Origin of the sequence: Burkholderia sp. 22313, from assembly GCF_052045245.1 — a bacterium.
In the GTDB taxonomy this organism is placed as follows: Bacteria; Pseudomonadota; Gammaproteobacteria; order Burkholderiales; family Burkholderiaceae; genus Burkholderia.
The window spans coordinates 21,326-46,292 of record NZ_JBQEON010000032.1; the positions used below are offsets into that span (position 1 = coordinate 21,326).

The window sequence follows — 24,967 nt, forward strand, 5'->3', positions numbered from 1 at the left end:
CGAGCCCTGTGGCTGTTAGTCCGTCCGGCGCGAATGCCGGCAGGATGGCGCGTCAATCGCGAAGATCGCGGCGACGTGGCGGACAAGCGCGAAAGACGCTTACGCCTTGACGTTTGCGCGAGCGTAGTCGATCGCTTGCTGAACGGTCGTGATCTTCTCTGCTTCTTCGTCCGGGATTTCCATGCCGAACTCGTCTTCCAGAGCCATCACCAGTTCGACCGTGTCGAGCGAGTCCGCGCCCAGATCGTTCACGAACGAAGCTTCGGTCTTGATCTCGGCTTCAGCGACGCCCAGTTGCTCAGCGACGATCTTCTTGACACGTTGTTCGATGTTATCCATTACCCCTCCGAGGGAAAGTTCAGATTTACAAGTGCGCGCATTTTATCAGGTTTGCTGACGCCAAAACGCGCGTTGGCTTGATGGTCGATCAAGCGCCGATCCGCCTGAAAAACGGGATACGGCGCGGATGGTAAACGAAAACCGTTACGACATGTACATGCCGCCGTTCACGTGCAGCGTCGTGCCGGTGATGTAACCGGCCTGCGGCGATGCGAGGAACGCGACGGCATGGGCGATGTCTGCCGGGCTGCCGAGGCGGCCGAGCGGAATCTGGGTCTTGAGCGCGGCCTGCTGTTCTTCCGGCAGCGTCTTCGTCATGTCGGTGTCGATGAAGCCCGGCGCGACGCAGTTCACCGTAATGCCACGGCTGCCGATTTCACGTGCGAGCGCACGGGTCATGCCCGCGACGCCGGCCTTCGCGGCCGCGTAGTTGGCCTGACCCGGGTTGCCGGCCGAGCCGACCACCGACGTGATGTTGATGATGCGCCCGCCACGGGCCTTCATCATCGGGCGCAGCACCGCGCGCGACAGGCGGAACACCGACTTCAGGTTGGTGTCGATCACCGCGTCCCAGTCTTCGTCCTTCATGCGCATCGCGAGCTGGTCCTGCGTGATGCCTGCATTGTTGACGAGCACGTGCAGCGCGCCGAATTCCTTCACGGTCGCGTCGATCAGCGCCTCGGCAGCCGCCGCGTCGTTGACGTTCAGCACCGCGCCGCGGCCCGTGACGCCCGCTTCCGCGAAACCGGCGGTAATCGCCGCGGCGCCCGATTCGCTCGTCGCCGTGCCGATCACCGTCGCGCCCTGGCGCGCGAGCTCGAGTGCGATCGCCCGGCCGATGCCGCGCGATGCGCCGGTCACGATCGCGACCTGTTTATCGAGAGTCTTTTCCATGAATCGAATATCCGTCTCTTGAGGAAAGGCGCCGCGTCAGGCGGTCGCCAGCTTCAGTGCTTCGTCGAGCGAAGCCGGATCGAACACCGATGCGCCGACCAGGTTGCCGTCGATGCGCTTCGTCAGGCCCGCCAGCACCTTGCCCGGACCGCATTCGATCACGTGCGTGACGCCCGTGCCCGCAATGTGCTGCACGCATTCGACCCAGCGCACCGGGCCTGCGGCCTGGCGCACCAGGGCGTCCTTGATCGCGGCCGGATCGCTGACCACCGCGACGTCGATGTTGTTGACGACCGGAATCTGCGGCGCCTTCACGTCGACGTTCGCCAGATAGTCGCGCAACTGATCCGACGCCGGCTTCAGCAGCGACGAATGGAACGGCGCCGATACCGGCAGCGGCAGCGCGCGCTTCGCGCCCTTCGCCTTCGCGATCTCGCATGCCTTCTCGACGGCCGCCTTCGCGCCCGCGATCACGACCTGCGCCGGCGCGTTGAAGTTCACGGCTTCGACGACGCCCGCTTCCGCGGCTTCGGCGCACACCGCGCGCACCGTGTCGTCATCGAGACCCAGGATCGCGGCCATGCCGCCCTGGCCGACCGGCACGGCCGTCTGCATCGCCTGCGCACGGAAGCGCACGAGCGGCACCGCGTCCTTGAACGCGATCGCGCCCGCGGCGACGAGCGCCGTGTATTCGCCGAGGCTGTGGCCCGCGACGATCGACGGCGCCGGGCCGCCGGCCTGCCGCCATGCGCGATAGCACGCATACGCGGCCGTCAGCATCACCGGCTGCGTGTTGGTGGTCAGATTCAGTTCTTCGGCCGGACCTTCGGCGATCAGCTTGCCGAGATCCTGGTTGAGTGCATCGGATGCTTCCTGGAGCGTCTCGCGCACGATGGCGAGATCGGCGAATGCATTGAGCATGCCGACCGACTGCGAGCCCTGCCCCGGAAAAACGAATGCAAATTTCATATCTTCCCCAATTGAATCGATTCGGACGGCGCGCGCGAACGGCGCGCCGGTTCGGGATCCGCGCGCAGCAGCGCGCGCAGCGGATCAGAAGCGGAAGACCGACGCGCCCCACGTGAAGCCGCCGCCGACGCCTTCGATCAGCACGTGCTGACCGCGCTGGATGCGACCGTCGCGCACCGCGGTGTCGAGCGCCAGCGGGATCGATGCAGCCGACGTATTGCCGTGCTGGTCGACCGTCACGACCATGCGCTCCTGCGGCAGGCCAAGCTTGCGGCAGGTGCTGGTCATGATGCGGATGTTGGCCTGGTGCGGAATCAGCCAGTCGATCTGCTCGGGTGCAAGATTCGCCTTGGCGAGCGCCTCGATCGCGACCTTTTCGAGTACGTTGACCGCGAGCTTGAACACAGCCTGCCCGTCCATGTACAGGAACGCGCTGCCGTCGATCACGCCGCGATTGACGTTGCCCGGCGTGCAGAGGATGTGCGAATAGCTGCCGTCCGCATGCAGCGCGCTGCCGAGCACGCCCGGCTCTTCCGAGGCGGACAGGATCACCGCGCCCGCGCCATCGCCGAACAGCACGCAGGTCGTGCGGTCCTTGAAATCGAGAATGCGCGAGAAGGTCTCCGCACCGATCACGAGCGCCGTACGGTGCTGGCCGCTGCGGATGAAGCTGTCGGCCGTCGCCATCGCGTAGGCGAAACCCGAGCAGACGGCCTGCACGTCGAATGCCGCGCCGCCGTTCTTGATGCCAAGCTTGTTCTGCAGCAGGCAAGCCGTGCTGGGGAACACGAAATCGGGGGTCGAAGTCGCGACGATGATCAGGTCGATCGACTGCGGATCGATGCCGGCCGCCTCGATCGCACGACGCGACGCTTCGAGCGCGAGATCGCTGGTCGTGACGTCCGGTGCGGCGAAATGGCGCGCATGGATGCCCGTGCGCGCGACGATCCACTCATCGCTCGTCTCGATGCCTTCCTTCGCGAGACGATCGGCAAGCTGCTGGTTCGTGACGCGGTCGGGCGGCAGGTAGCTGCCCGTGCCAAGCACGCGGGAATAGAGAGTCGATTGGGCCATTTATGCTTTAGAGGATTGCGCAGCGGAAGGTTCGGCGTGATGGCCTGCGGCCGGGCTCGCCTGGCCCGCGCCGCCCGCGTCGTGTTCGCCGTCGCCGAGCGACACCGAATTGTCCGCCATCGCGCGCGTGAGGCGCTCCAGCACGCCGTTTTTGACGGCATCATACCCGCGTTTGATCGCCCACTCAAACGCGTAGGCGTCGGCCGAACCGTGGCTTTTGATCACGAGGCTCTTCAGCCCCAGCAGCGCCGCGCCGTTGTACTGGCGATGGTCGACGCGCTTCTTGAAACGCATCAGCACCGGCAGCGCGAGCAGCGCCATCAGCTTCGACATCAACGAACGGCCGAACTCCTCGCGGATGATGTCCGACAGCATCTGCGCGAGCCCTTCGGACGTCTTCAGCGCGACGTTGCCGACGAAACCGTCGCAGACGATCACGTCGACCGTACCCTTGTAGATGTCGTTGCCTTCGACGTTGCCGCGGAAGTTCAGCGTGCTGGCGCGCAGCAGTTCGCCGGCGCGCTTGATCGTCTCGTTGCCCTTGATGACCTCTTCGCCGATGTTCAGGAGGCCGATCGTCGGACGCTCCTTGCCTTCGAGCGCGGCGACGAGCGCATGCCCCATCTCCGCGAACTGCAGCAGGTGCTGCGGCTCGCAGTCGACGTTCGCGCCGAGGTCCAGCATCATCGTGTAGCCGGTCGGGTTCGGCAGCGCGAACGCGATCGCAGGCCGCTCGATGCCGGGCAGCGTCTTGAGCACATAACGGGAAACGGCCATCAGCGCGCCGGTGTTGCCGGCGGAGATGCAGGCCTGGGCCGCGCCTTCCTTGACGTGGTTGAGCGCGACACGCATCGAAGAATCCTTCTTCTTGCGCAGCGCCACTTCGACAGGGTCGTCCATCGCCACGACTTCGGTGGCGGGCACGATGGTCAGCGCGGGATCGTCGAGGGCTTTCAGCTTCTTCAGCTGCGCGTGGATCGCGCTTTCGATGCCGACGAGCATCAGGTGCGCATCGGGATGCGCGCGGACGAACTTGACTGCCGCGGGAACGGTCACGGACGGGCCGTGGTCGCCTCCCATGCAATCGATTGTGAGCTTTACGGTCATGGAATGCGACGAATTTCAGGCACAAAAAAGCGGCAGTTGAATGCCGCCTTTTTGTTGCGCCAGGAAAGTGTCAAGCGAACCAGTTGTCACGCGAACGGCGATCGTAGCGCGCAACGCGTGACTTGACGCTTAGTCGTTCTTCGTCTTGACGACTTTCTTGCCGCGATAGTAGCCGTTCGGGCTGACGTGGTGACGCAGATGCACTTCACCCGTGCTCGGCTCGACTGCCAGCGGCGCTGCCGTCAGGAAATCGTGCGAACGATGCATGCCGCGCTTCGACGGCGACTTCTTGTTTTGCTGGACTGCCATGACTAACTCCTAAATAATTTTCCGGATTCTAACACAGCCCGATCCGGCGCTTAACTACCCTGGCCCAAAGCCCTTACGCCTTCCCGCGCCACAACTGCTTAGTGTTTCTTGCTGCCGCCCCCGTCCTTCTTCAGCGCTTCCAGCGCTGCGAACGGATTCGGCCGTTTGCCTTCGTCCTCGTCTTCGGCGGACTCATCGTCCGCCTCTTCCGAAGGACCGCTCGCACCCGACACGAGGCTTTCGTGAACTGCCGGGCAAACCTCGTGCTTGGGCACGAGCGGCAACGAAAGCAGCAATTCCTCTTCGATCAAGTCGACGAGATCGAACTGGCGTGAGCCCACGATCACATCGGCTTCATCGTCGTCGAGCGGAAATTCTTCAGCTTCTTCTTCGGTCGCGACGACCCGGTACGTCATGTCGACGCCGAACGTCTGGTCGTACGGGGTCATGCAGCGCTGGCACGTGAGCCACGCATGGCCGTGCACCGCGAGACGCAGATACGGCTGCTGCCCATCGGCGCCGTCGTCCTGCAACTCCTTCTGGGTGAACCCCTCGGCCTGCCACGTGAAGACCGTGTCGCGATCGGGCGCGTCCGCCGGCACTTCGTTCAACATCCGCGGCAACTGCGACAGGCGCACCGCACCCGCTGCCTGCCGCCCGCTGCGGGCGAATTCGAACAGGTCGACTGCGTGCGGATCAAGCGATGCCGCCGGCTTGCCAGAAGAAGTGTTCATGTTGCGCTCCTGCCTACAGGCTGACTTGCGGGATCCGGCTTCAGGCGCCGCTCACGCAGGTGATCTACGCCACGCACGCGCCTCGGCACCTCGTACGATTACGTACACTTTACGTCCGAAAACCCGGCAGGCGCCACCACAACGAAAGCCTGCCGACGAAAAGCGGGAAAGCATACCTGTTTTACCTTTTGCGGTCAATCACTTAAGCTTGCGCCCTCGCAACACCGCATCACACCTGACGACTCACCGACCCAACCGACCATGCCGGATACCGTTTGCCGCCTGCCGCGGCTGATTCTCGCCTCCAGTTCCCGCTATCGCCGCACGCTCCTCGAGCGCCTCGGCGTGCCGTTCGATGTCGTATCGCCCGACCTCGACGAATCCCCGCTCGCCGGCGAAACACCGGCCGCGACCGCGCTGCGCCTCGCCGGCGCGAAGGCGCGCGCCGTCGCCGCGACGATCGACGCGCCGGACGGCGTGCTCGTGATCGGGTCGGACCAGGTCGCGACATTCGACGGCCTCCAGATCGGCAAGCCCGGCACGCACGAGCGCGCGCTCGCGCAGCTGCTGTCGATGCAGGGCCGCGACGTGGCTTTCCACAGCGCGCTCAGCCTGTACGACAGCCGCACCGGCGAAACGCAGAGCGAGGACGTCGTCACGCACGTGCGCTTCCGCTCGCTGCCCGAAGCCGAACTCGATGCGTACCTGCGCGCGGAAACGCCGTACGACGTCGCCGGCAGCGCGAAGTCCGAAGGGCTCGGCATCGCATTGCTCGACGCGATCGATTCCAGCGATCCGACGGCGCTCGTCGGCCTGCCGCTGATCGCACTCACGCGGATGCTGCGCGCCGCCGGCTACCCACTGTTTGCATCCCAAGGAGACCGCGCATGACCGCCGGCACGCTGTATCTCGTCCCGAACACGCTCGGCGAGGGCGACGAATCGATGCTCGCCGCCGTGCTGCCCGCAGCCGTGCAGGCCCGCGCCGGCACGCTCGGCTATTACATCGGCGAAAACGCGAAAACGACCCGCGCGTTCCTGAAGAAGATCGGCACGACGCGGCCGATCCAGGAAATCGAAATCCGCGAGCTGAACGTCAACACGCCGGCCGGCGAGATCGACCGGCTGCTCGCACCGGTGCTGGCAGGCGCGGACGCCGGGCTCGTGTCGGAAGCCGGCTGCCCCGCCGTCGCCGATCCCGGCGCGCTGCTGGTGCGCCGTGCGCACGAGCGTGGGGTGAAGGTCGTGCCGCTCGTCGGGCCGAGTTCGATCCTGCTCGCGCTGATGGCATCCGGCCTGAACGGTCAGAGCTTTGCGTTCAACGGCTATCTGCCGGTCGACGCGGCCGCGCGCGCGAAACGCCTGCGCGAACTCGAGCAGCTGTCGCGCAAGGCCCGCCAGACGCAGATCTTCATCGAGACGCCGTACCGGAACCACGCAATGCTCGACACGCTCGTCGCGACCTGCGCGCCGTCGACGCAGATCTGCGTCGCCGCCGACCTTACCCTCGAAACCGAGACGATCGCCAGCCGCTCGGTGGCGGACTGGAAAAAGGCGCCTGCGCCGAATCTGCACAAGCGCCCTGCCATCTTCCTGCTGCTCGCGAACTGACACGCGCGCCGGCAGCCGCTTCGCGGCACGGGGCGCCCTGCTCCGTTCGCCGCGGCGCCGCCCGGCCGCCGCTCAGCGCAGGCTGAACGACGTGCCGCCCGCGGTGAGCGCCTTCATCGCGGCCCCGCCGACGGCCGCGCCGAACTTGCGCGCGACGCGGTTCGTCAGGCTTTCCTTCACCGTGTAGTCGACGAGATCCGGCGCCTTCAGCACGTCGCGCGCAACCGTATCGGTCGTGCCGTAGCCGTCGGCGAGCCCGAGCTCGACACTCTTCTCGCCGGTCCAGAACAGGCCCGAGAACATGTCGGGCGTCTCATGCAGCCGCTTGCCGCGGCCATCCTTCACGGCCTTGATGAACTGCGCATGGACCTGGTCGAGCAGCGCCTGCGCATGGGCGTCCATCTTCGGCGTCTCGGGCGAGAACGGATCGTAAAAGCCCTTGTTTTCGCCCGACGTGTGCAGGCGGCGATCGACGCCGAGCTTGCCCATCAGGCCCGTGAAGCCGAAACCGTCCATCAGCACGCCGATCGAGCCGACGATGCTCGCCTTGTCGACGAAGATCTTGTCGGCAGCCGACGCGATGTAATAACCGCCCGATGCGCACATGTCGGTCACGACCACGTACAGCGGCTTGTCCGGATACTTCGTGCGCAACCGCCGAATCTCGTCGTAGACCATCCCGGCCTGCACCGGGCTGCCGCCCGGACTGTTGATCCGCAGCACGACGCCGACCGTGCCGTCGTCGTCGAACGCGGCGTCGAGCGCCGTGTTGATATCGTCGGCATTCGCGTTGACACCGGCCGCGATCTCGCCGTCGATCGTCACGAGCGCCGTGTGCCGCCCGCTCGCCGAAAACTTCGAGTCGCTCGAGAAATCGATCAGCGCGAATGCGAACAGCACGAACACGCCGAGGAACGCGAAGCGGAAGAAGATCTTCCAGCGCCGCGCCGCGCGCTGCTCCTTGACGGCCGCGAGCGCGATCCGCTCGAGCGCCGCACGCTCCCAGTTCGGTTCGCGGCTGTCGGAACGGGGCGAGGAATCAGGGGAATTCGGTTGGTCGGCCATGCGATGGTGTCGTCAGTCGGTCGTGGCGGGAGGGAGCGGAGCAGCGGGACGCAAGTCCGCGTCGGGCACCCAGAATACCGCACGCCCGTCCGGCGTGTCGCGCTCGTCCACCTCGACCGGCCGCAAGCGGCCGCCGCGGCACGGGCCGCCGACGCACTTGCCGGTATCCGGTGCATAGATCGCACCGTGCGTCGCGCACATCAGGTAGAGGCCCGATGACTCGAAGAACTGCCCTTCGGCCCAGTCGAGCTCCATCGGGACGTGCGCGCAACGGTTCAGGTAGCCGTACGCGCGGCCGTCGTAGCGCACGAAGAACACGACCGCCTGCTCGCCGCGCAGCGTCGCATCGACACGCACGCCGGCGCCGCCGTCGCTCAGCGCGTCCGATGCGCACACTCGCACGGCATCCGGCCCCGCGCTCATGCGTGCTCCCGCAGCCACGCCGCCAGCGCGACGACGTCCGGCGCGACGAAACGCGGCGTCAGCGCGGCGAGCGCATCGGCCGTATGCGCGCCATACGACACGCCGACGCCCGCCGCCCCGGCACTCGCGGCCATCTGCAGGTCGTGCGTGGTGTCGCCGATCATCACGGTGCGCGCAAGATCCTGCCCCAATTCGCGGGACAGTTCGTGCAGCATCGCCGGGTGCGGCTTCGAGAACGTCTCGTCTGCGCAGCGCGTCGCATCGAACACGCTCGTCAGTTTCGACTGGTCGAGCACGCGATTCAGCCCCACCCGGCCCTTGCCGGTCGCCACCGCGAGCAGGTAACCCGTATCGCGCAACTCCGTCAGCAGCTCGCGCACGCCGGCGAACAATTCGATGCGCTGGTCGTCCAGCAGATAGTGATAGCGGTAACGCTCGGCGAGCCGCGGATAGTCGGCCGGATCGAGGGTGGGCGCGGTAATCTGCAGCGCATCGCGCAGACCGAGGCCGATCACGTAGCGGGATGCCTCGTCGGACGGGGTGGGCAGACCGAGATCGCGGCAGGCAGCCTGGATGCTGTGCGCGATGTGCGCAGTCGAATCCATCAGCGTGCCGTCCCAGTCGAAGACGATCAGATCGAATTGCTGTCGTGCCATGCGGTTCAGGTGGTATCGCGCAGAGCGCTGAGTTGATCGAGGAAGCGCCGGCATTCGTCCGGCAGCGGCGCATCGAACTGCAGCGCCTCGCCGGTCAGCGGGTGCGCGAGCTTCAGCCGGTGCGCGTGCAGGAACATCCGTTTCAGCGACGGCTGCGCGTTTGCGCGCGCCAGCGCCTTGTTCAGTGCGAAATCGCCGTACTTGGCGTCACCGGCGATCGGCAGGCCGAGATGCGCGAGATGCACGCGGATCTGATGGGTCCGACCCGTTTTGAGTTCCGCCTCGACCAGCGCGTAGTCCGGCCAGCTGTCGAGCAGGTTGAACACCGTGTGCGACGGCAGCCCGTCGTCCTGCACGCGCACCCGACGCTCCCCTTCCGGCGTCAAATACTTGAACAGCGGCGCCTTCACCGCGCGGCGGCGGCCCCAGTCGGGCAGCCATTCGCCGTGTCCGCACGCGAAATAACGCTTGTCCATCCGGTTTTCGCGGATCTGCTCGTGCAGGCCGACGAGCGCCGAGCGCTTTTTCGCGAGCATCAGGATCCCGGACGTCTCGCGATCGAGCCGGTGCACGAGTTCGAGGAATTTCGCATGCGGGCGCGCCTGGCGCATCTGCTCGATCACGCCGAACGCAACGCCGCTGCCGCCGTGCACGGCGACGCCGGCCGGCTTGTTGATGACCAGCATCGCGTCGTCTTCGTACAGCACCTCGAACTGCGCGGGCGGCACGATCGGCATGTCGGCGCGCGCGAGGTCGGCCGCGGCCACCCGCACGGGCGGCACGCGGACGATGTCGCCGAACGCGAGGCGGTACTGGGCGTCGACCCGGCCCTTGTTGACGCGCACTTCGCCGCTGCGCAGGATCCGGTAAATATGGCTTTTGGGCACGCCTTTACAGACGCGCAACAGGAAGTTGTCGATCCGCTGACCGGCCGAGTTTTCGTCGATCTGAATCATCGACACCTGGCCACTTGCGACTGAATTCTGGGATATTTTGCCTAACTCATTCATACTGAATATAATTTTGCCCAGCCTGACGTTGAGGGTGGCCTGACAGGCCGGCCCCGACCGAGTCGGGCAAGGCGCAAGCGCAAACCGCTATTTTACTTGCGCCGGGGGTCCGCTGCTCGCCCCTGATCAAAGAGATGCAGCAAGTTGCACGCACGGCGCCGCCCGTCGGCAAGGATCGCGCCCACAGGCGGATTCGGTCGGCAAGGCGCCGCGGTAACGGAAAGTTGGTTGAAAAGAATTTGATCGGCAGCCGGCGGCGCGAAGTGCGTCCGCAGGCTGCCGGTTGCGAAAATTACGGCGTTGCGCCCGATTTGGCCCTGCGAAGCGTGCGGGGCTTGGCGACGTCAAACCAGGGAAGTACACCCCAAGCGGGAAAGTCGGGCTGGATTCGATACTCCCCGCTGCGGCCCAAGCCGCAGCATCTGCCGCCCGTCGGCGCGCGCGACCCATTGCGCGCCCGTGGCGATGCCCGGACTCAGGCTTAGCGCGCTTGTGCAGCGTGCGGTGTGTGAACGCCGTGCTTTGAAACCGTATTCGCAGGTGCCCTATGGCCGCCGGCCCCCGTCTTTCGGGCCCAAGCGCCTCTTCAGGCAATTCTCCCCGCCATCCTTCCCGCTCCAGCGTGCTTGTGACAACACAACAAGGTGCGGCCTGCCGTCGTTCCCGCCCTCGCGACTGACAACCGCGAGGCGCCGGCAGCGGAGCCGCCTGGAGTCGTTCATGAAACGCATGCTGTTCAATGCGACGCAGCAGGAGGAGCTGCGCGTCGCCATCGTTGACGGGCAAAAGCTCATCGACATCGACATCGAGACCGCCGGGCGCGAACAGCGCAAAGGCAATATCTACAAAGGTGTCATCACCCGCATCGAGCCGTCGCTCGAAGCGTGCTTCGTCAACTACGGCGAAGACCGCCACGGCTTCCTGCCGTTCAAGGAAGTCGCCCGCCAGTACTTCAAGGAAGGCATCGACATGCGCTCCGCGCGCATCCAGGATGCCCTGCGCGAAGGCCAGGAGCTGATCGTTCAGGTCGAGAAGGAAGAGCGCGGCAACAAGGGCGCTGCCCTCACGACCTTCATCTCGCTCGCCGGCCGCTACCTCGTGCTGATGCCGAACAATCCGCGCGGCGGCGGCGTGTCGCGCCGGATCGAAGGCGACGAGCGCCAGGAACTGCGCGAAACCATGGCGCAGCTGCAGATCCCGGACGGCATGAGCATGATCGCCCGTACCGCGGGCATCGGCCGCAGCGCCGAGGAACTGCAGTGGGACCTGAACTACCTGCTGCAACTGTGGCGCGCGATCGAAGCGGCGTCGCAAAGCGGCAATGCCGGCCAGCCGATGCTGATCTATCTGGAATCGAGCCTCGTGATCCGCGCGATCCGGGACTATTTCCAGCCCGATATCGGCGAAATCCTGATCGATACGAACGAAATCCACGATCAGGCCCGCGCCTTCATGGATATCGTGATGCCGGACAACGTCGCGAAGGTGAAGCGCTACCACGACGACGTGCCGCTCTTCTCCCGCTTCCAGATCGAGCACCAGATCGAAACCGCGTACTCGCGCACAGTGCCGCTGCCGTCGGGCGGCGCGATCGTGATCGACCACACGGAAGCGCTCGTCGCGATCGACGTGAACTCGGCGCGCGCGACGAAGGGCGCGGACATCGAGGAAACGGCGACCCGCACGAACCTCGAAGCGGCCGACGAAGTGGCCCGCCAGCTGCGCCTGCGCGACCTCGGCGGCCTGATCGTGATCGACTTCATCGACATGGAGTCGGCCAAGAGCCAGCGCGAAGTCGAGCAACGCCTGAAGGATGCGCTCAAGCACGATCGTGCACGCGTGCAGATGGGCAAGATCTCCCGCTTCGGCCTGATGGAGCTGTCGCGCCAGCGCCTGCGTCCGGCCCTGTCGGAAGGCAGCCACGTGACGTGCCCGCGCTGTAACGGCACCGGCCACATCCGCGATACCGAATCGTCCGCGCTGCAGGTCCTGCGGATCATTCAGGAAGAAGCGATGAAGGAAAACACCGCGGCGATCCACTGCCAGGTGCCGGTCGAGGTGACCGCCTTCCTGCTCAACGAAAAGCGTCAGGAAATCAACAAGATCGAGTCGCGCTTCAAGGTCGGCATCGTGCTGATCCCGAACAAGCACCTCGATACGCCGCACTACAAGCTCGAGCGCCTGCGCCATGACGACGCGCGCCTCGACGATCCGCGCGCGTCCTGGAAGATGGCCGAGGAAGCCGCCCGCGAACTGGAGTCGGAAACCGGCTACAGCAAGCGCGCAGCCGACGTGAAGCCGAAACAGGAAGCGGCGGTCAAGGGCATCACGCCCGAGCGCCCGGCACCGAGCCCGGCACCGCAGCGTCCGGCCGAGCCGGTTGCAGCGCCCGCCCCGGTCACCCCGGCAAGCGGCGGTATCGTCGGCTGGCTGAAGGGTCTGTTCGGCATGTCGCCGGCTCCGGCGCCCGCGCCGGTCGCACCGGCACCGGCGAAGGAACAGGCTGCCCGTCCGGCCCGCGAGCGGTCCGAGAAGACTGACCAGCGTGGCGGCGATCGCAACCGCAACCGTCGCGGCGGCGCCCAGCAGGCTCAGGGCGGTCGCGATCAGGCAGCCGCAGGCCGCGGTCAGCCGCAACGCCTGGAACGCGAAGGCAAGGAAGCACGCGAGCCGCGTGAAGGTCGTGAGCCGCGTGAACCGCGCGAGAACCGCGAGCCGCGCGAAGGCCGCGAGCCGCGTGAAGGTCGTGACGGCCGTGAAGGTCGCGAGGGCCGTGGCCCGCGCGAAGGCCGCGAACCGCGCGAGCCGCGTGAAAACCGCGAGCCGCGTGAACCGCGCGAGAACCGCGAACCGCGCGAGCGCGCCGAGCAGACGGAAGCCGTCGAGGCAGCCGGCCGGGGCGAGCGCCAGGAACGCGGCGAGCGTCGCGAGCGCGGTGAACGCCGCAAGCCGACGCAGCATGCGGCTACGCTCGAGACCGTCACGCGTGGCGAGAACCACCCGGAAGCGGAACTCGACCAGGCCGCCGCAACTGCCCTGCCGGGCGCCGATGTGGCCGCCGACGCGGAAGCCGGCGCACGTGACGGCGAGGAACGTCGCCGCCGCCGCCGCGGCCGCCGCGGTGGTCGTCGCGAGCGCGAGGACGAAGGCGCAGTCGGCGAGCACGCCGAGCAAGGTGCGGAAGGTGAAGCCGCCGCGCCGGCCGTGACGGCGGAAGCGCCGAGCGCGATCGAGCCGGCCCGTACGGCCGCACCGGCCGCCGTGGCAGCTGTCGCCGCGGCAGGCGCCGTCGTTGCCGAAGCAGCGGTCGAGCAGCGTGCCGAAGCGGTCGCACCGGCCGCGGTCGAATCGCAACCGGCACCGGTTCGCGTCGAAGCGACGCCGGTCGCGCCGATCGAGCCGGCCGCAGTTGCCCCGGCAGCCGAATCGGCACCGGTCGCGGCAGCTGCCGCTCCGGAGGCCGGCCCGGCTCCGGTCGCGGTTTCGCCGACCGATGCGTTCGACGTGCCAGCCGCGCCGGCTGCCGTCGAAGCGCCGCAGTCCGCGCCCGTCGAGCAAGCCGCACCGGCACCGGTCGTCGCAGCCGAAGTGGCTCCGGCAGCCGTCGCGCCGGCGCACGTCGAAACCGTACCGGCCGAAACCGCTGCGGCAGCGCCAGCGCCGGTTCGACCGGCCGCAGCCTTCGCTTCGGCAAACCTCGATGTCGTGCTGGAGCAAGCCGGTCTCGTGTGGGTGAACACGGACGCCGACAAGTTCCGCGCTGCGCAGGAAGCCGCGTCGAACCTGCCGCGTCCGGCCCGCGTGCCGCGCGAACGCAAGGCGCTGCCGGCGGTCGACTCGACCCCGATGCAGCAGGTCGAAACGTCGCAGCATTAAGCGACGCATCGCCCGCCCAGAAAAGCCCGCCACCGGCGGGCTTTTCCTTTTCCGCGCTGCGGGTTTCCGCCCACCGGCCCGGCCGGCCGCTTGCGGCTAAAATAGAAGCTTGGCTCGCACTTCTTACAACATGTCCCGACGCATCATTCCTCTCACCGACGTCAGCGGGATGCCGGATGTCTCCGGTGTCGCGCATGCCCCTGACGGCGCCCTGGCCGATACGTTCGCCAGGCCGCTGCGCGACCTGCGCATCTCGGTGACGGACCGCTGCAACTTCCGTTGCGTGTACTGCATGCCACGCGACGTGTTCGACAAAAACTACCCGTTCCTGCCGCACAGCGCGCTGCTCACGCACGAAGAGATCGAGCGTGTGGCGCGGCTGTTCGTCGCACACGGCGTCGAAAAGATCCGGATCACGGGCGGCGAGCCGCTGCTGCGCAAGAACCTCGAATTCCTGATCGAGCGCCTCGCTCGCCTGACGACCCATGACGGCCGCCCACTCGACTTGACGCTGACGACCAACGGCTCGCTGCTCGCGCGCAAGGCGCGTGCGCTGAAGGACGCCGGTCTCACGCGCGTGACGGTCAGCCTCGACGCGCTCGACGACACGCTGTTCAAGCGCATGAACGACGCCGACTTCGCGAGCGCCGACGTGCTCGACGGCATCTTCGCCGCGCAGGCAGCGGGCCTCGCGCCGGTCAAGGTCAACATGGTCGTGAAGCGCGGCACCAATGACAGCGAGATCCTGCCGATGGCCGAGCGCTTTCGCGGCACCGGCGTGATCCTGCGCTTCATCGAATACATGGACGTCGGCACGTCGAACGGCTGGAACATGGCCGAGGTCCTGCCGTCCGCCGATGTCGTCGCGCGGATCGCCGAGCAGTTCCCGCTCGTGCCGCTCGAGCCGCACACGGCGGCGGAAACCGCGCAGCGTTGGGGCTATGCGGACGGCAGCGGCGAAATCGGCGTGATCTCGAGCGTCACGCAGGCATTCTGCGGCGACTGCACGCGCGCGCGGCTGTCGACCGAAGGCAAGCTGTACCTGTGCCTGTTCGCGTCGGCGGGCCATGACCTGCGCGCGCTGGTGCGCAGCGGCGCCAGCGACGCCGAGATCTTGACCGCAATCGCCCGGATCTGGCAGGCCCGCACCGACCGCTATTCGCAACTGCGCGGCAGCGCGGCCGGCGACGCCGCGCCCGAGGGCGCCGGCAAGCGCGTCGAAATGTCGTACATCGGCGGCTGACCCGCGCCGCTCGCTCGCGATGCCCGCCTCCCCCTCGCCTTCCATTGCCGGCCTGCTGCTCGCGGGCGGACGCGCGACGCGCATGGACGGCGCCGACAAGGGCCTGCAGCTGCTCGACGGCACGCCGCTCGCGCTGCACGTGCTGCGTCGGCTTTCGCCGCAGGTCGACGAAACGCTGATCAGCGCGAATCGCAATGCCGATCGCTACGCCGAGCTCGGTGCGCCGTTCGACGCGCGCATCGTGGTGGACGACACCTCCGATTTTCCCGGCCCGCTCGCGGGCCTGCTCGCCGGCATGCGAGCGGCGCGCGCACCGCTTGTCGTGTGCTCACCGTGCGATACGCCCTATTTGCCGGCCGATCTCGTCGCGCGGCTGCATGCGGCGCTCGACGCGCGGCAGGCCGACATCGCGATGGCGGTGACCGTCGACGCACAGCACACGCGTTCGCCGCAACCGACCTTCGCGCTGCTGCGCACGTCGCTCGCCGACGATCTCGCCGCCCGGCTCGCGGCCGGCGAGCGCAAGGTGCGTGCGTGGTACGCACGCCACAAGACGGTCGAAGTCGAGTTTCGCGACGAGCGTGCGTTTTACAATGCCAACACTTGGCAGGAACTCGCCGCGCTTGCCCGCCGCTGACGGCGCCGGCATCGTGTCCGCCCGCCGCATGCGCCTCCGCGCTCAGGCCCCCCTTCGCGCCACCGGCCACGAACCCGATACGCCTTGCGGCGCAGTCCGACTGATGATCACGCAATCCTCGCCCGCCTCCCGAACCGCACCCGATTCCGCTGCCCCGCTGTCGCTCGCCGATGCGCAGGCGCTCGCGTGCCGTTTTGCGGTGCCGGTCGACGCGTGCGACGCGGTGTCGCTGCATGACGCACTCGACCGCGTGCTCGCGGCCGACGTGAATGCGCCGTTCGACATTCCCGCATACGACAACTCGGCGATGGATGGCTATGCGTTCGACGCCGGCGCAGCCGCGCTCGCAGCGACCGCCGACATCACGCTGACGGTCGCCGGCACCGCGTTCGCCGGCCATCCGTTCGACGGCACCGTCGCGGCCGACACGTGCATCCGCATCATGACCGGCGCGCCGATGCCGACCGGATGCGACACCGTGATTCCGCAGGAACGCGTTCGCATCGACGGCGACGTCATCCGCTTCGCCGCGCACGACGTCGCACCCGGCGCAAACTGCCGCAAGGCCGGCGAGGATCTCGCGCGCGGCGCGTGCGCGCTCGCCGCCGGCCGCATCCTGCGCCCGTCCGATCTCGGCCTGCTCGCATCGTTCGGGCTGTCCGAGGTCACGGTGCGCCGCCGCGTGCGCGTTGCCGTGTTTTCGACCGGCGACGAACTGCGCGAGCCCGGTGAGCCGCTCGACCGAGGCACGCTGTACGACAGCAATCGCGGGATGCTGATTGCGATGCTCGAAAGGCTGCACATCGACGCGCTCGATCTCGGGATCGTCCGCGACGATCCGGCCGCGCTCGAACGCGCCTTGCGCGATGCGGCCGCCGCACAGGTCGACGCGGTGATCACGTCCGGCGGCGTATCGGTCGGTGAAGCCGATTTCACGCGCGACGTGATGGCGCGGCTCGGCGACGTGACGTTCGCCAGCCTCGCGCTGCGGCCCGGCCGGCCGCTCGCGTGCGGCACGCTCGCGCGTGCGGACGACGGCGCGGGTCACGTGCTGTTCTTCGGGCTGCCGGGCAATCCGGTCGCGTCCGCCGTGACGTTCCAAGCGATCGTGCGCCCCGCACTGCTGACGCTGGCCGGTGCACACACGCCGCCGACGGCGATGTACCCGGCGCGCAGCACGCAGGCATTGAAAAAGCGCCCGGGCCGCACCGAATACCTGCGCGCCATTGCAACGCGCACCGCCGACGGCCAGTGGGATGTCGCGCCGGCCGGTTCGCAGAGTTCCGCATCGCTGAGCGGCCTCGCGGCCGCCAACTGTTTCATCGTCCTGGGCCACGATACCGCGGCAGTCGACGCGGGCGCCTTGGTCGACATCCTGCCGCTTGACGGCCTGATCTGAATTCCAATCGGTATATCTCTACGGGGGCAATCCGCACATGAAGAAACAAATCTCGTCGATCGCCGCGGGGCAGACCGCGAAGGCGCTGATCCTCGTCTACCTGACGTTCAGCGTGCCGATCGTGCTGCTCGGCATTCTGGTCGCGTATATCCGCTACGGGATGGTCGAGTTGAGCACGATCCTGAGCGCGCTGCTGCTGAACGCGATCCTCGGGTTCGTGCTGCTGTGGATCGCCTGCCACGCGTACAACTGGGTCGCATCGCGCTTCGGCGGCATCGAGATCGTGCTGTCCGATCCGCCGGAGGAAGCGTGAGCGGCGCGCCGCTGATCCGCGCGGCCGAAACGCGCGATGTCGGCGCGATCCTCGCGCTGATGCGCGAGCTGGCCGAGTTCGAAAGGCTCACGGATCTGTTCGTCGCGACCGAAGCCGATCTGTCCGACGCGCTGTTCGGCGCGCGCCCCGCGGCCGAAACGCTGGTGGCCGAGCGCGACGGCGCGATCGTCGCGTATGCACTGTTCTTCCACAACTATTCGACGTTCCTCGGCCGTCGCGGCCTGTATCTCGAGGATCTGTACGTGCAGCCGTCGCAACGCGGCACGGGCCTTGGCACCGCGATGCTGCAGCACCTCGCGGCCCTGGCCGTCGAACGCCGCTGCGGCCGCTTCGAATGGTCGGTGCTCGACTGGAACCAGCCGGCGATCGACTTCTACGAGAAGATGGGTGCGACCGTGCTGCCGGAATGGCGCATCGTGCGCGTCACCGGCGACGCGCTGGACGCGCTCGCCGCACGCTGAACGCGGGCCGGCCGCGCCGGCCGTTGCTGCACAAGAAAAACGGGCGCCGCGGCGCCCGTTTCTTGTTCCAGCCGGTTTCGGCTGAACACGTCATGCGTCGTCCGCATCGGCGCCGTCCGCGGCTTCCGCGCCGAGCAGCCCGGCCGCCGTATCGCCCGGCAACGCCTCGACCTGCTTCAGCTTGCGGTTCATCACGCGGGTACGCTGCTCGGCCGCCTCGATCGAGCGCGTGACCGTTTCAAGCTGCGCCTTCGTGCGCGCGAGCACGTCGCCGAACTTCCCGAACTCGGTCTTCACCGCGCCGAGCACCTGCCACACCTCGCTCGAGCGCTGCTCGATCGCGAGCGTGCGAAAGCCCATCTGCAGGCTGTTCAGCAGTGCGGTGAGCGTGGTCGGCCCGGCCACCGTCACGCGATAGTCGCGCTGCAGCAGATCGGTCAACCCCGGGCGGCGCAGGATCTCCGCATAAAGCCCTTCGGTCGGCAGGAACAGCAGCGCGAAATCGGTGGTGTGCGGCGGCGCGACGTACTTCTCGGCGATCGTACGCGCCTCCATCCGCACGCGCGCCTCGAGCGCGCGGGCCGCTTCCTCGACCGCCACCGAATCGGCACGCTCCTGCGCATCGATGAGCCGCTCGTAGTCCTCACGCGGAAACTTCGCGTCGATCGGCAGCCACACCGGCGGCGCGTCGCGCGTGCCGGCTTCGCGCCCCGGCAGCCGGATCGCGAACTCGACGCGTTCGCTGCTCTTCGGCACCGTCGCGACGTTCTTCGCGTACTGGTCGGGCGTGAGCATCTGTTCGAGCAACGCTTCGAGCTGCACCTCGCCCCAGGTGCCGCGCGTCTTCACGTTGGTCAGCACCTTCTTCAGGTCGCCGACCCCCGCTGCAAGCGTCTGCATTTCGCCGAGCCCGCGATGCACCTGCTCGAGCCGGTCCGACACGAGCTTGAACGATTCACCGAGCCGCTGCTCGAGCGTCGCATGCAGCTTCTCGTCGACGGTGCGGCGCATCTCCTCGAGCTTCGCCGCGTTGTTCGTCTCGATTTCCTTCAACCGCTGCTCGAGCGTCGCTCGCACTTCGCCGATCCGGCGATCGTTGGCCTCGGTGAGCTGCGTGAGCTGCCGGTTCAGCGTGTCGCCGAACAATCGCAGCGCGACCGTCTGCTCTTCGCGTGCCTGCTGCGCCTGGCGCTGCACGCTCTCGCGCATCGCGTCGAACTGCTGCGCGTTGCCGGCGACCAGCTTGCCCAGCTGCTGCGCGAAACCGTCGATCTGGTTGTTCTGCACGGTCGCGATGCTCGTCAGCTGGGTCGCAAGCGACTGCTGAAGCTGCGAGAAATTGCCGGCCAGTTCGGTGCGCGAGCCGCGCGCGTTCTCGACGATCTCGCCGCGCAACTCGCGTTCGAGCCGCTCGACCGCGAGTGCCTGCGCGTGCGCGGCGTCCTCGATCTGGTCGCCGAGCACGGCCGCGTCGTCACGGCTGCCGCCGCCGCGCATGATCGCGACGACCGCCACTGCCAGCGCGACGGCCAGCACGACGACCGCCGCCAGCAACAACGTCGTGGTCATGCGCGCGGCTTCCCGATCACGTCAGGGTTGATCGGATTCGGCGGCTGCCCCGCGCGCGGCCCTTCGCCCAGCGCGGCGATCAGGTTGTCGGCCGCGAGATTCGCCATCGCGCGGCGCGTCTTCTCGGTCGCGCTCGCGATGTGCGGCGTCAGCACGACGTTCGGCACCTCGAGCAGCGCCGGATGCACGCTCGGCTCCCCTTCGTACACGTCGAGGCCGGCCGCGGCGATCGTTCCGTCGCGCAGCGCGGCGGCCAGCGCCGCGTCGTCGACGATACCGCCTCGCGCGATATTGGTCAGCGTCGCGGTGGGCTTCATCTTCGCGAGCTCGGCCGCGCCGATCGTGTGATGGTTGTCCTTCGTGTACGGCAGCACGAGCACAACGTGGTCGGCGCGCGCCAGCAGCACGTCCTTCGACACGTATTCGGCGTTCAGCTCGGCCTCGATCTCCGGCGCGACCCGCGACCGGTTGTGATAGATCACCTGCATCCCGAAGCCGCGCGCGCGGCGTGCGAGTGCCTGGCCGATGCGCCCCATGCCGATCACGCCGAGCGTCGAGCCGTAAATGTCGCTGCCGAGGAAACCGTCGTACGCCCACTTCTGCCACTGACCGGCGCGCAACCAGTGCTCCGACTCGGCGATCCGGCGCGCCGCGGCCATCATCAGCGCCCAGCCGAAATCGGCGGTCGACTCGTTCAGCACGTCGGGCGTGTTGGTGCCGAGCACGTTCGCCGCATTGAACGCGGCCATGTCGAAGTTGTTGTAGCCGACGGCCATGTTCGACACGACGCGCAGGCGCGGTGCCGCCGCGAGCGCGGCCGCGCCGACCGGGTCGCCCGCCGTCAGCGCGCCGTCCTTGTCGGCGAGACGCGCGGCGAGCGCGTCGGGGGCGAGCGCGTCGCCGTTGTTCCAGTCGACTTCGAAATACTGCTCGAGCCGTTCGATCACGTCCGGAAAAATCGGCCGTGCGACCAGGATCTTCTGCATCGCCATCTCCGCATGCCGCGGCCGGAACGCGGCGCATCGTGCGCCGCCGGGACCGCCCGCGCTTGGTTGAAAATCGTCAGCCTACGCCGTGAAGAAAATCCGCGACGTCAGCAGGAATACGGGTACCAGTATCACGAGCGCCCAGCCGAGATACGCGAAGAAGCTCGGCATCTTCACGCCGCGCGATTCCGCGATCGCCTTCACCATGAAGTTCGGCGCATTGCCGATGTAGCTGTTCGCGCCCATGAACACCGCCCCCGCGGATATCGCGGCGAGCGTCGTCGCGCCCGTCGTCATCAGCGATGGCGCATCGCCGCCCGCGAGGTTGAAGAACACGAGATAGGTCGGCGCATTGTCGAGGAACGACGACAGCAGGCCCGTCGCCCAGAAGTACATCGCGTCGACCGGCTTGCCGTCGGGCCCCGTGACGAGATGGACGATCTGCGCGAACGCGCCGTCGGCACCCGCGCGCAGGATCACGATGACTGGCGCGATCGTCACGAAGATCCCTGCGAACAGCTTCGCGACCTCCTCGATCGGCGCCCAGTTGAACGCATTGCCCTCGCGCGCCGAACGCGGCGTCAGCGCGAGCGACGCGAGCGCCACGGCGACGAGCGCGACGTCGCGCACGAGATTCTGCAGCGCGACGTGCGTGCCCCACACGTCGAACGTGACGCCGGGTTTCCAGATGCCGCTCATCAACACGAGGACGATCACGGCCGCGAGCAACCCGAAGTTGATCTTGCCGTCGATCGACAGCGCGGCGCCGTCGGGCGTCGGATCCAGCGCGGCCGGCCGCTCCTCGCCGCCCTGCCGGTAGAAATACGTATCGAGCACGAAGAACAGCGTCAGCAGCACCGCGCAGATGAACAGCATCGGGAGCGCCAGATGCGTCGTGGTCCAGAAGAAGCTCACGCCGTTCAGGAAACCGAGGAACAGCGGCGGATCGCCGAGCGGCGACAGCGAGCCGCCCGCGTTCGCGACGAGAAAGATGAAGAAGATCACGACGTGCACGACATGCTTGCGGTTGTCGTTCGCGCGCAGCAGCGGCCGGATCAGCAGCATCGCGGCGCCCGTCGTGCCCATCACGCTCGCGAGCAGCGTGCCGAGCGCGAGGATCGCGGTGTTCAGCTTCGGCGTGCCGTGCAGGTTGCCGTTCACGCAGATGCCGCCGGCGACCGTGTAGAGCGCCGTCAGCAGCACGATGAACGGGATGTATTCCTCGAGCAGCGCATGCACGAGCGTACCGAATGCCGTGCCCGCGCCGAATGCCACCGCGAACGGGGCCAGGAACGCGATCGCCCACGCCGCGGCGATCTTGCCGAAGTGGTGATGCCAGAACACCGGAGCGACCAGCGGGAACACCGCGATAGACAGCAGGATCCCGGCGAACGGGATGCCCCAGAGCGCGGACAGCGTGGCACCGTCGAGCGTGGCGGCCGATGCGAGCGCGGGAACGGCGCCAAACGCGGCTCCCGACGCCATGCCCGCCCAGGCGGCATGTCGTTTCATGCAGAACTTCCTTGTTCGTGTGAGATGGAATGCAGCGGGCGCGTCATGCGCCCCGCACGACGATCGCGTGAACGCGGTACGGGCCGTGTGCGCCCAGCACGATGGTCTGCTCGATGTCGCCCGTGCGCGACGGGCCGGAGACGAAATTGACCGCGCGCGGCAACTCGCCGCGCTCCGCGCGAATCAGCGCGAACGCATCTTCATGGCCCGCGACGATGCGCGACGCCGGCACGATCGCGATATGCGTCTCCGGCAGCAGCCCCGCCGATGCATAGGTGTCGGGGCCGGACAGCAACACCAGCGACCCCGTTTCGGCGGTCGCGCAGAAGCAGCCGGTCAGGCCGACGAGATCGCCGTCGCGCGGCTTGCGGCATTCGACCGACAGGCCCGCGCCGGCCCAGTCGAGCTCGGCGAGCGTGCGCCAGGCGACGGCCTGCAGCGGCAGGCCGTGAGCGGAAAGATAGCGGGCGGCGGCGGCAGGCGCGTCGGCCAGCGTCGCGACTTCGTCGACCGTCGTCGACAGGCGCGCCGCTTCATCGACGAACGCGGCGACGAGATCGGCCGGCACCGGCGGGCGCGGCCCTTCGGGATGACGGGCGAGATAGTCGGCGACGCCTTCGCGCTCCGCTGCATCGGGTTCGGGTGCGCGTCCTTGCGCCGCGCGAATGCGAGCGAGGATCTGGCGACGGGCAGCGGAAGTGTCCATGAACGGTCCTCGTGACGTTGGCGTGCGATACCGTCGGATTATACCGGCCGCCCCCGCCGCTACGCACCTGGCCGGACGGCCGACACTTACTGCGGCGCGTCGTCGTCTGCCGGCTGCGCGATGCCGAACACCTGGCGCAGGTACGCGAGATACGCCTTGTCGTCGCACATGCTCTTGCCCGGCGAATCCGACAGCTTCGCGACCGGCTGCCCGTTGCAGCGGACCATCTTGATCACGATCTGCAGCGGCACGTAGCCGAGATCGTTGGTCAGGTTGGTGCCGACGCCGAACGCGAGCTTGCAGCGGTTGCGGAACCGTTCGTACAACTGCATGACCTTCGGGATATCGAGCGCGTCGGAAAACACGAGCACCTTGGTGCGCGGGTCGCAGCGGTTCGCCTCGTAGTGGCGCAGCATGCGCTCGCCCCACTCGAACGGATCGCCCGAATCGTGGCGCGCGCCGTCGAACAGCTTGCAGAAGTACATGTCGAAGTCGTTCAGGAACGCGTCCATCCCGTAGACATCCGACAGCGCAATGCCGAGGTCGCCGCGATACTCTTTCGCCCACATCTCGAAACCGTAGGTTTGCGAATCGCGCAGCCGCGGGCCGAGTGCCTGGCATGCCTGCAGGTATTCATGCGCCATCGTGCCGAGCGGCGTGATGTCATGCTTCATTGCATACAGCACGTTGCTCGTGCCCGCGAACTGCGGCCCGAGCCCGTCGCGCAGCGTCAGCGCGACCTCCTCGTGCCATACCTTCGAGAAACGCCGGCGCGTGCCGTAGTCCGCGATCTTGCAGTCGGCGAATTCGGGCTTCGCTCCCAGCAACTTGATCTTCTCGCGCAGGCGCTCGCGGCCTTCGCGATAGTCAGGCTCGCGCTGCGTGTTGCGGAAATAGACCTCGTTGACGATCGCGAGCACCGGGATCTCGAACAGGATCGTGTGCAGCCACGGCCCTTCGATCTGGATGTCGATCTCGCCGTTGCCCTTCGGCGAAGGCGTGATCGAGATGTACTTCTCGTTCAGGTGGAACAGCGCGAGGAACTCGACGAAATCGCTCTTGATGAAGCGCATGCGCCGCAGGTAGTCGAGTTCGACATCGGTGAACCGCAACGAACACAGTCCGCGCACTTCGTCGCGGATCTCGTCGATGTACGGCACGAGATCGACGCCGGGCGTGCGGCACCGGAACCGGTATTCGACGTTTGCGGCCGGGAAGTGATGCAGGACGACCTGCATCATCGTGAACTTGTAGAGATCCGTGTCGAGCAGCGAAGTGATGATCATGATTACGGCACCGCCAATATCGTGACAGGGCCCGGCGCACCGCGCGCCGCCCGGTCTGTCGGCCATGTTACCCGAATGCGGGCCCGACCATCGTGAAACCGCCGCGCGGTGCCCGCCCCCAGGCGCCCGGGCGTCGCATCCGCGGCCGGCGCCCATAAACTAATCACGAAACGATATAAGCCGGAAAGCCGACCATGCCATGCGGGTTTTGAGGTTCAGTTACAATGCCGCTTTTGGCGCACACGCCACCCCATATATACCGCCAAGCAGGAGCGTTTTAATGACTCACGTTGTGACCGAAGGCTGCATCAAGTGCAAATACACGGATTGCGTGGATGTGTGCCCGGTGGATTGCTTCCGTGAAGGTCCCAACTTTCTCGCCATCGATCCGGACGAGTGCATCGACTGCGCCGTGTGCGTCGCCGAATGCCCGACCAATGCGATCTATGCCGAAGAAGACGTTCCGGGCGACCAGCAGCAGTTCACCGAGCTGAACGCCGAACTGGCGAAGAACTGGCCGTCGATCACGAAGACCAAGCCGGCACCGGCCGATGCGGACGAGTGGAAGGACGTGCAGGAAAAGCTGCATCTGCTCGAGCGCTGATCGCGCAGCGGCGCCGCAAAAATTTTTTGGTGCATTGCCGCTCAAAAGTATTGACAGGTTAGCGAACACTCCATAAAATCTCGTTTCTCTGCTGTTGTTGTTTGTTCCCCGATAGCTCAGTCGGTAGAGCGCCGGACTGTTAATCCGTAGGTCCCTGGTTCGAG

25 protein-coding genes are annotated in these 24,967 nt (G+C 67.1%); 9 read left to right on the forward strand and 16 right to left on the reverse strand.

The genetic code is table 11. The annotated features are described in order from the left end of the window. Positions 1–99 precede the first annotated feature (99 nt). From acpP to ACTJKF_RS23920, 7 genes are all read right to left on the reverse strand, one after another. On the reverse strand, positions 100–339 hold the full coding sequence (acpP, locus tag ACTJKF_RS23890; protein WP_014897657.1) for an acyl carrier protein: 240 nt from the start codon (positions 337–339) through the stop codon (positions 100–102). Positions 340–483: 144 nt separating this feature from the next. Further along, a complete protein-coding gene (fabG, locus tag ACTJKF_RS23895) occupies positions 484–1,233 on the reverse strand; it encodes a 3-oxoacyl-ACP reductase FabG (protein ID WP_440626664.1) in 750 nt (249 codons plus the stop codon). Between the two features lie 36 nt (positions 1,234–1,269). Continuing rightward, the gene (fabD, locus tag ACTJKF_RS23900; protein WP_440626666.1) at positions 1,270–2,202 is read right to left on the reverse strand and encodes an ACP S-malonyltransferase; all 933 of its coding nucleotides are present in this window, start codon (positions 2,200–2,202) and stop codon (positions 1,270–1,272) included. Positions 2,203–2,286: 84 nt separating this feature from the next. Beyond that, positions 2,287–3,276 (reverse strand): beta-ketoacyl-ACP synthase III, encoded by a 990-nt coding sequence (locus tag ACTJKF_RS23905; RefSeq protein ID WP_440626668.1) that lies wholly within the window; start codon positions 3,274–3,276, stop codon positions 2,287–2,289. Further along, complete coding sequence (gene plsX, locus ACTJKF_RS23910; protein ID WP_440626671.1) at positions 3,277–4,383, reverse strand: phosphate acyltransferase PlsX; 1,107 nt, start codon at positions 4,381–4,383, stop codon at positions 3,277–3,279. A 129-nt stretch (positions 4,384–4,512) separates the two neighbouring features. Further along, positions 4,513–4,692: a 50S ribosomal protein L32 gene (rpmF, locus tag ACTJKF_RS23915; protein ID WP_006051932.1), complete on the reverse strand. Its 180-nt coding sequence runs from the start codon at positions 4,690–4,692 to the stop codon at positions 4,513–4,515. Positions 4,693–4,790: 98 nt separating this feature from the next. Continuing rightward, a complete protein-coding gene (locus ACTJKF_RS23920) occupies positions 4,791–5,426 on the reverse strand; it encodes a DUF177 domain-containing protein (protein WP_440626673.1) in 636 nt (211 codons plus the stop codon). A gap of 261 nt (positions 5,427–5,687) precedes the next feature. On the opposite strand from ACTJKF_RS23920, the gene ACTJKF_RS23925 reads away from it, so the two are divergent. Together ACTJKF_RS23925 and ACTJKF_RS23930 are read left to right on the forward strand one after the other, a co-directional pair. Then, entirely contained in the window at positions 5,688–6,317 is a 630-nt protein-coding gene (locus ACTJKF_RS23925; RefSeq protein WP_440626675.1) for a Maf-like protein, read from the forward strand. Continuing rightward, a complete protein-coding gene (locus ACTJKF_RS23930; RefSeq protein WP_124500160.1) occupies positions 6,314–7,036 on the forward strand; it encodes an SAM-dependent methyltransferase in 723 nt (240 codons plus the stop codon). Before ACTJKF_RS23925 ends, ACTJKF_RS23930 begins: the two co-directional genes overlap by 4 nt. Positions 7,037–7,108: 72 nt before the next feature. On the opposite strand, the gene ACTJKF_RS23935 is transcribed toward ACTJKF_RS23930, so the two are convergent. From ACTJKF_RS23935 to ACTJKF_RS23950, 4 genes are read right to left on the reverse strand one after another with little or no spacing between them, the layout of a single operon-like run. After that, a complete protein-coding gene (locus ACTJKF_RS23935) occupies positions 7,109–8,101 on the reverse strand; it encodes a S49 family peptidase (RefSeq protein WP_440626677.1) in 993 nt (330 codons plus the stop codon). Positions 8,102–8,113: 12 nt separating this feature from the next. Further along, positions 8,114–8,524 carry a Rieske (2Fe-2S) protein gene (locus tag ACTJKF_RS23940; protein WP_440626679.1) on the reverse strand — a complete coding sequence of 137 codons (411 nt, stop codon included), beginning with the start codon at positions 8,522–8,524 and terminating at the stop codon, positions 8,114–8,116. Beyond that, a complete protein-coding gene (locus ACTJKF_RS23945; RefSeq protein WP_440626681.1) occupies positions 8,521–9,180 on the reverse strand; it encodes an HAD-IA family hydrolase in 660 nt (219 codons plus the stop codon). The genes ACTJKF_RS23940 and ACTJKF_RS23945 overlap by 4 nt, the downstream gene beginning before the upstream one ends. A gap of 5 nt (positions 9,181–9,185) precedes the next feature. Continuing rightward, positions 9,186–10,190, reverse strand: coding sequence for an RluA family pseudouridine synthase (locus tag ACTJKF_RS23950; RefSeq protein ID WP_440626683.1), 1,005 nt, complete (start codon positions 10,188–10,190; stop codon positions 9,186–9,188). 720 nt (positions 10,191–10,910) lie between these two features. Between ACTJKF_RS23950 and ACTJKF_RS23955 the strand changes: the two genes are divergently transcribed. The 6 genes from ACTJKF_RS23955 (at position 10,911) to ACTJKF_RS23980 (ending at position 18,140) form a co-directional block, all read left to right on the forward strand. Beyond that, entirely contained in the window at positions 10,911–14,066 is a 3,156-nt protein-coding gene (locus ACTJKF_RS23955; RefSeq protein WP_440626684.1) for an Rne/Rng family ribonuclease, read from the forward strand. A 130-nt stretch (positions 14,067–14,196) separates the two neighbouring features. Next, the gene (moaA, locus tag ACTJKF_RS23960) at positions 14,197–15,309 is read left to right on the forward strand and encodes a GTP 3',8-cyclase MoaA (protein WP_440626686.1); all 1,113 of its coding nucleotides are present in this window, start codon (positions 14,197–14,199) and stop codon (positions 15,307–15,309) included. A 19-nt stretch (positions 15,310–15,328) separates the two neighbouring features. Next, a complete protein-coding gene (mobA, locus tag ACTJKF_RS23965) occupies positions 15,329–15,946 on the forward strand; it encodes a molybdenum cofactor guanylyltransferase MobA (RefSeq protein ID WP_440626688.1) in 618 nt (205 codons plus the stop codon). A 103-nt stretch (positions 15,947–16,049) separates the two neighbouring features. Next, positions 16,050–17,345 (forward strand): molybdopterin molybdotransferase MoeA, encoded by a 1,296-nt coding sequence (moeA, locus tag ACTJKF_RS23970; protein ID WP_440626690.1) that lies wholly within the window; start codon positions 16,050–16,052, stop codon positions 17,343–17,345. 37 nt (positions 17,346–17,382) lie between these two features. Continuing rightward, positions 17,383–17,658, forward strand: coding sequence for a hypothetical protein (locus ACTJKF_RS23975; RefSeq protein WP_006476519.1), 276 nt, complete (start codon positions 17,383–17,385; stop codon positions 17,656–17,658). Then, positions 17,655–18,140, forward strand: coding sequence for an N-acetyltransferase family protein (locus tag ACTJKF_RS23980; protein WP_440626691.1), 486 nt, complete (start codon positions 17,655–17,657; stop codon positions 18,138–18,140). Before ACTJKF_RS23975 ends, ACTJKF_RS23980 begins: the two co-directional genes overlap by 4 nt. Before the next feature lie 90 nt (positions 18,141–18,230). Here ACTJKF_RS23980 and ACTJKF_RS23985 read toward each other — a convergent pair whose 3' ends face one another. The 5 genes from ACTJKF_RS23985 to pncB form a co-directional block, all read right to left on the reverse strand. Next, the gene (locus tag ACTJKF_RS23985; RefSeq protein WP_440626692.1) at positions 18,231–19,709 is read right to left on the reverse strand and encodes a DNA recombination protein RmuC; all 1,479 of its coding nucleotides are present in this window, start codon (positions 19,707–19,709) and stop codon (positions 18,231–18,233) included. Then, positions 19,706–20,695 (reverse strand): 2-hydroxyacid dehydrogenase, encoded by a 990-nt coding sequence (locus ACTJKF_RS23990; RefSeq protein WP_440626693.1) that lies wholly within the window; start codon positions 20,693–20,695, stop codon positions 19,706–19,708. The genes ACTJKF_RS23985 and ACTJKF_RS23990 overlap by 4 nt, the downstream gene beginning before the upstream one ends. Positions 20,696–20,776: 81 nt before the next feature. After that, positions 20,777–22,207: a sodium:proton antiporter gene (locus ACTJKF_RS23995; RefSeq protein ID WP_440626695.1), complete on the reverse strand. Its 1,431-nt coding sequence runs from the start codon at positions 22,205–22,207 to the stop codon at positions 20,777–20,779. Positions 22,208–22,250: 43 nt separating this feature from the next. Then, complete coding sequence (locus tag ACTJKF_RS24000; protein WP_440626697.1) at positions 22,251–22,913, reverse strand: LutC/YkgG family protein; 663 nt, start codon at positions 22,911–22,913, stop codon at positions 22,251–22,253. Positions 22,914–22,999: 86 nt separating this feature from the next. Further along, complete coding sequence (pncB, locus tag ACTJKF_RS24005; protein ID WP_440626699.1) at positions 23,000–24,199, reverse strand: nicotinate phosphoribosyltransferase; 1,200 nt, start codon at positions 24,197–24,199, stop codon at positions 23,000–23,002. Between the two features lie 280 nt (positions 24,200–24,479). Between pncB and fdxA the strand changes: the two genes are divergently transcribed. Further along, positions 24,480–24,803 (forward strand): ferredoxin FdxA, encoded by a 324-nt coding sequence (fdxA, locus tag ACTJKF_RS24010; RefSeq protein WP_006753067.1) that lies wholly within the window; start codon positions 24,480–24,482, stop codon positions 24,801–24,803. Positions 24,804–24,967: the final 164 nt, after the last annotated feature.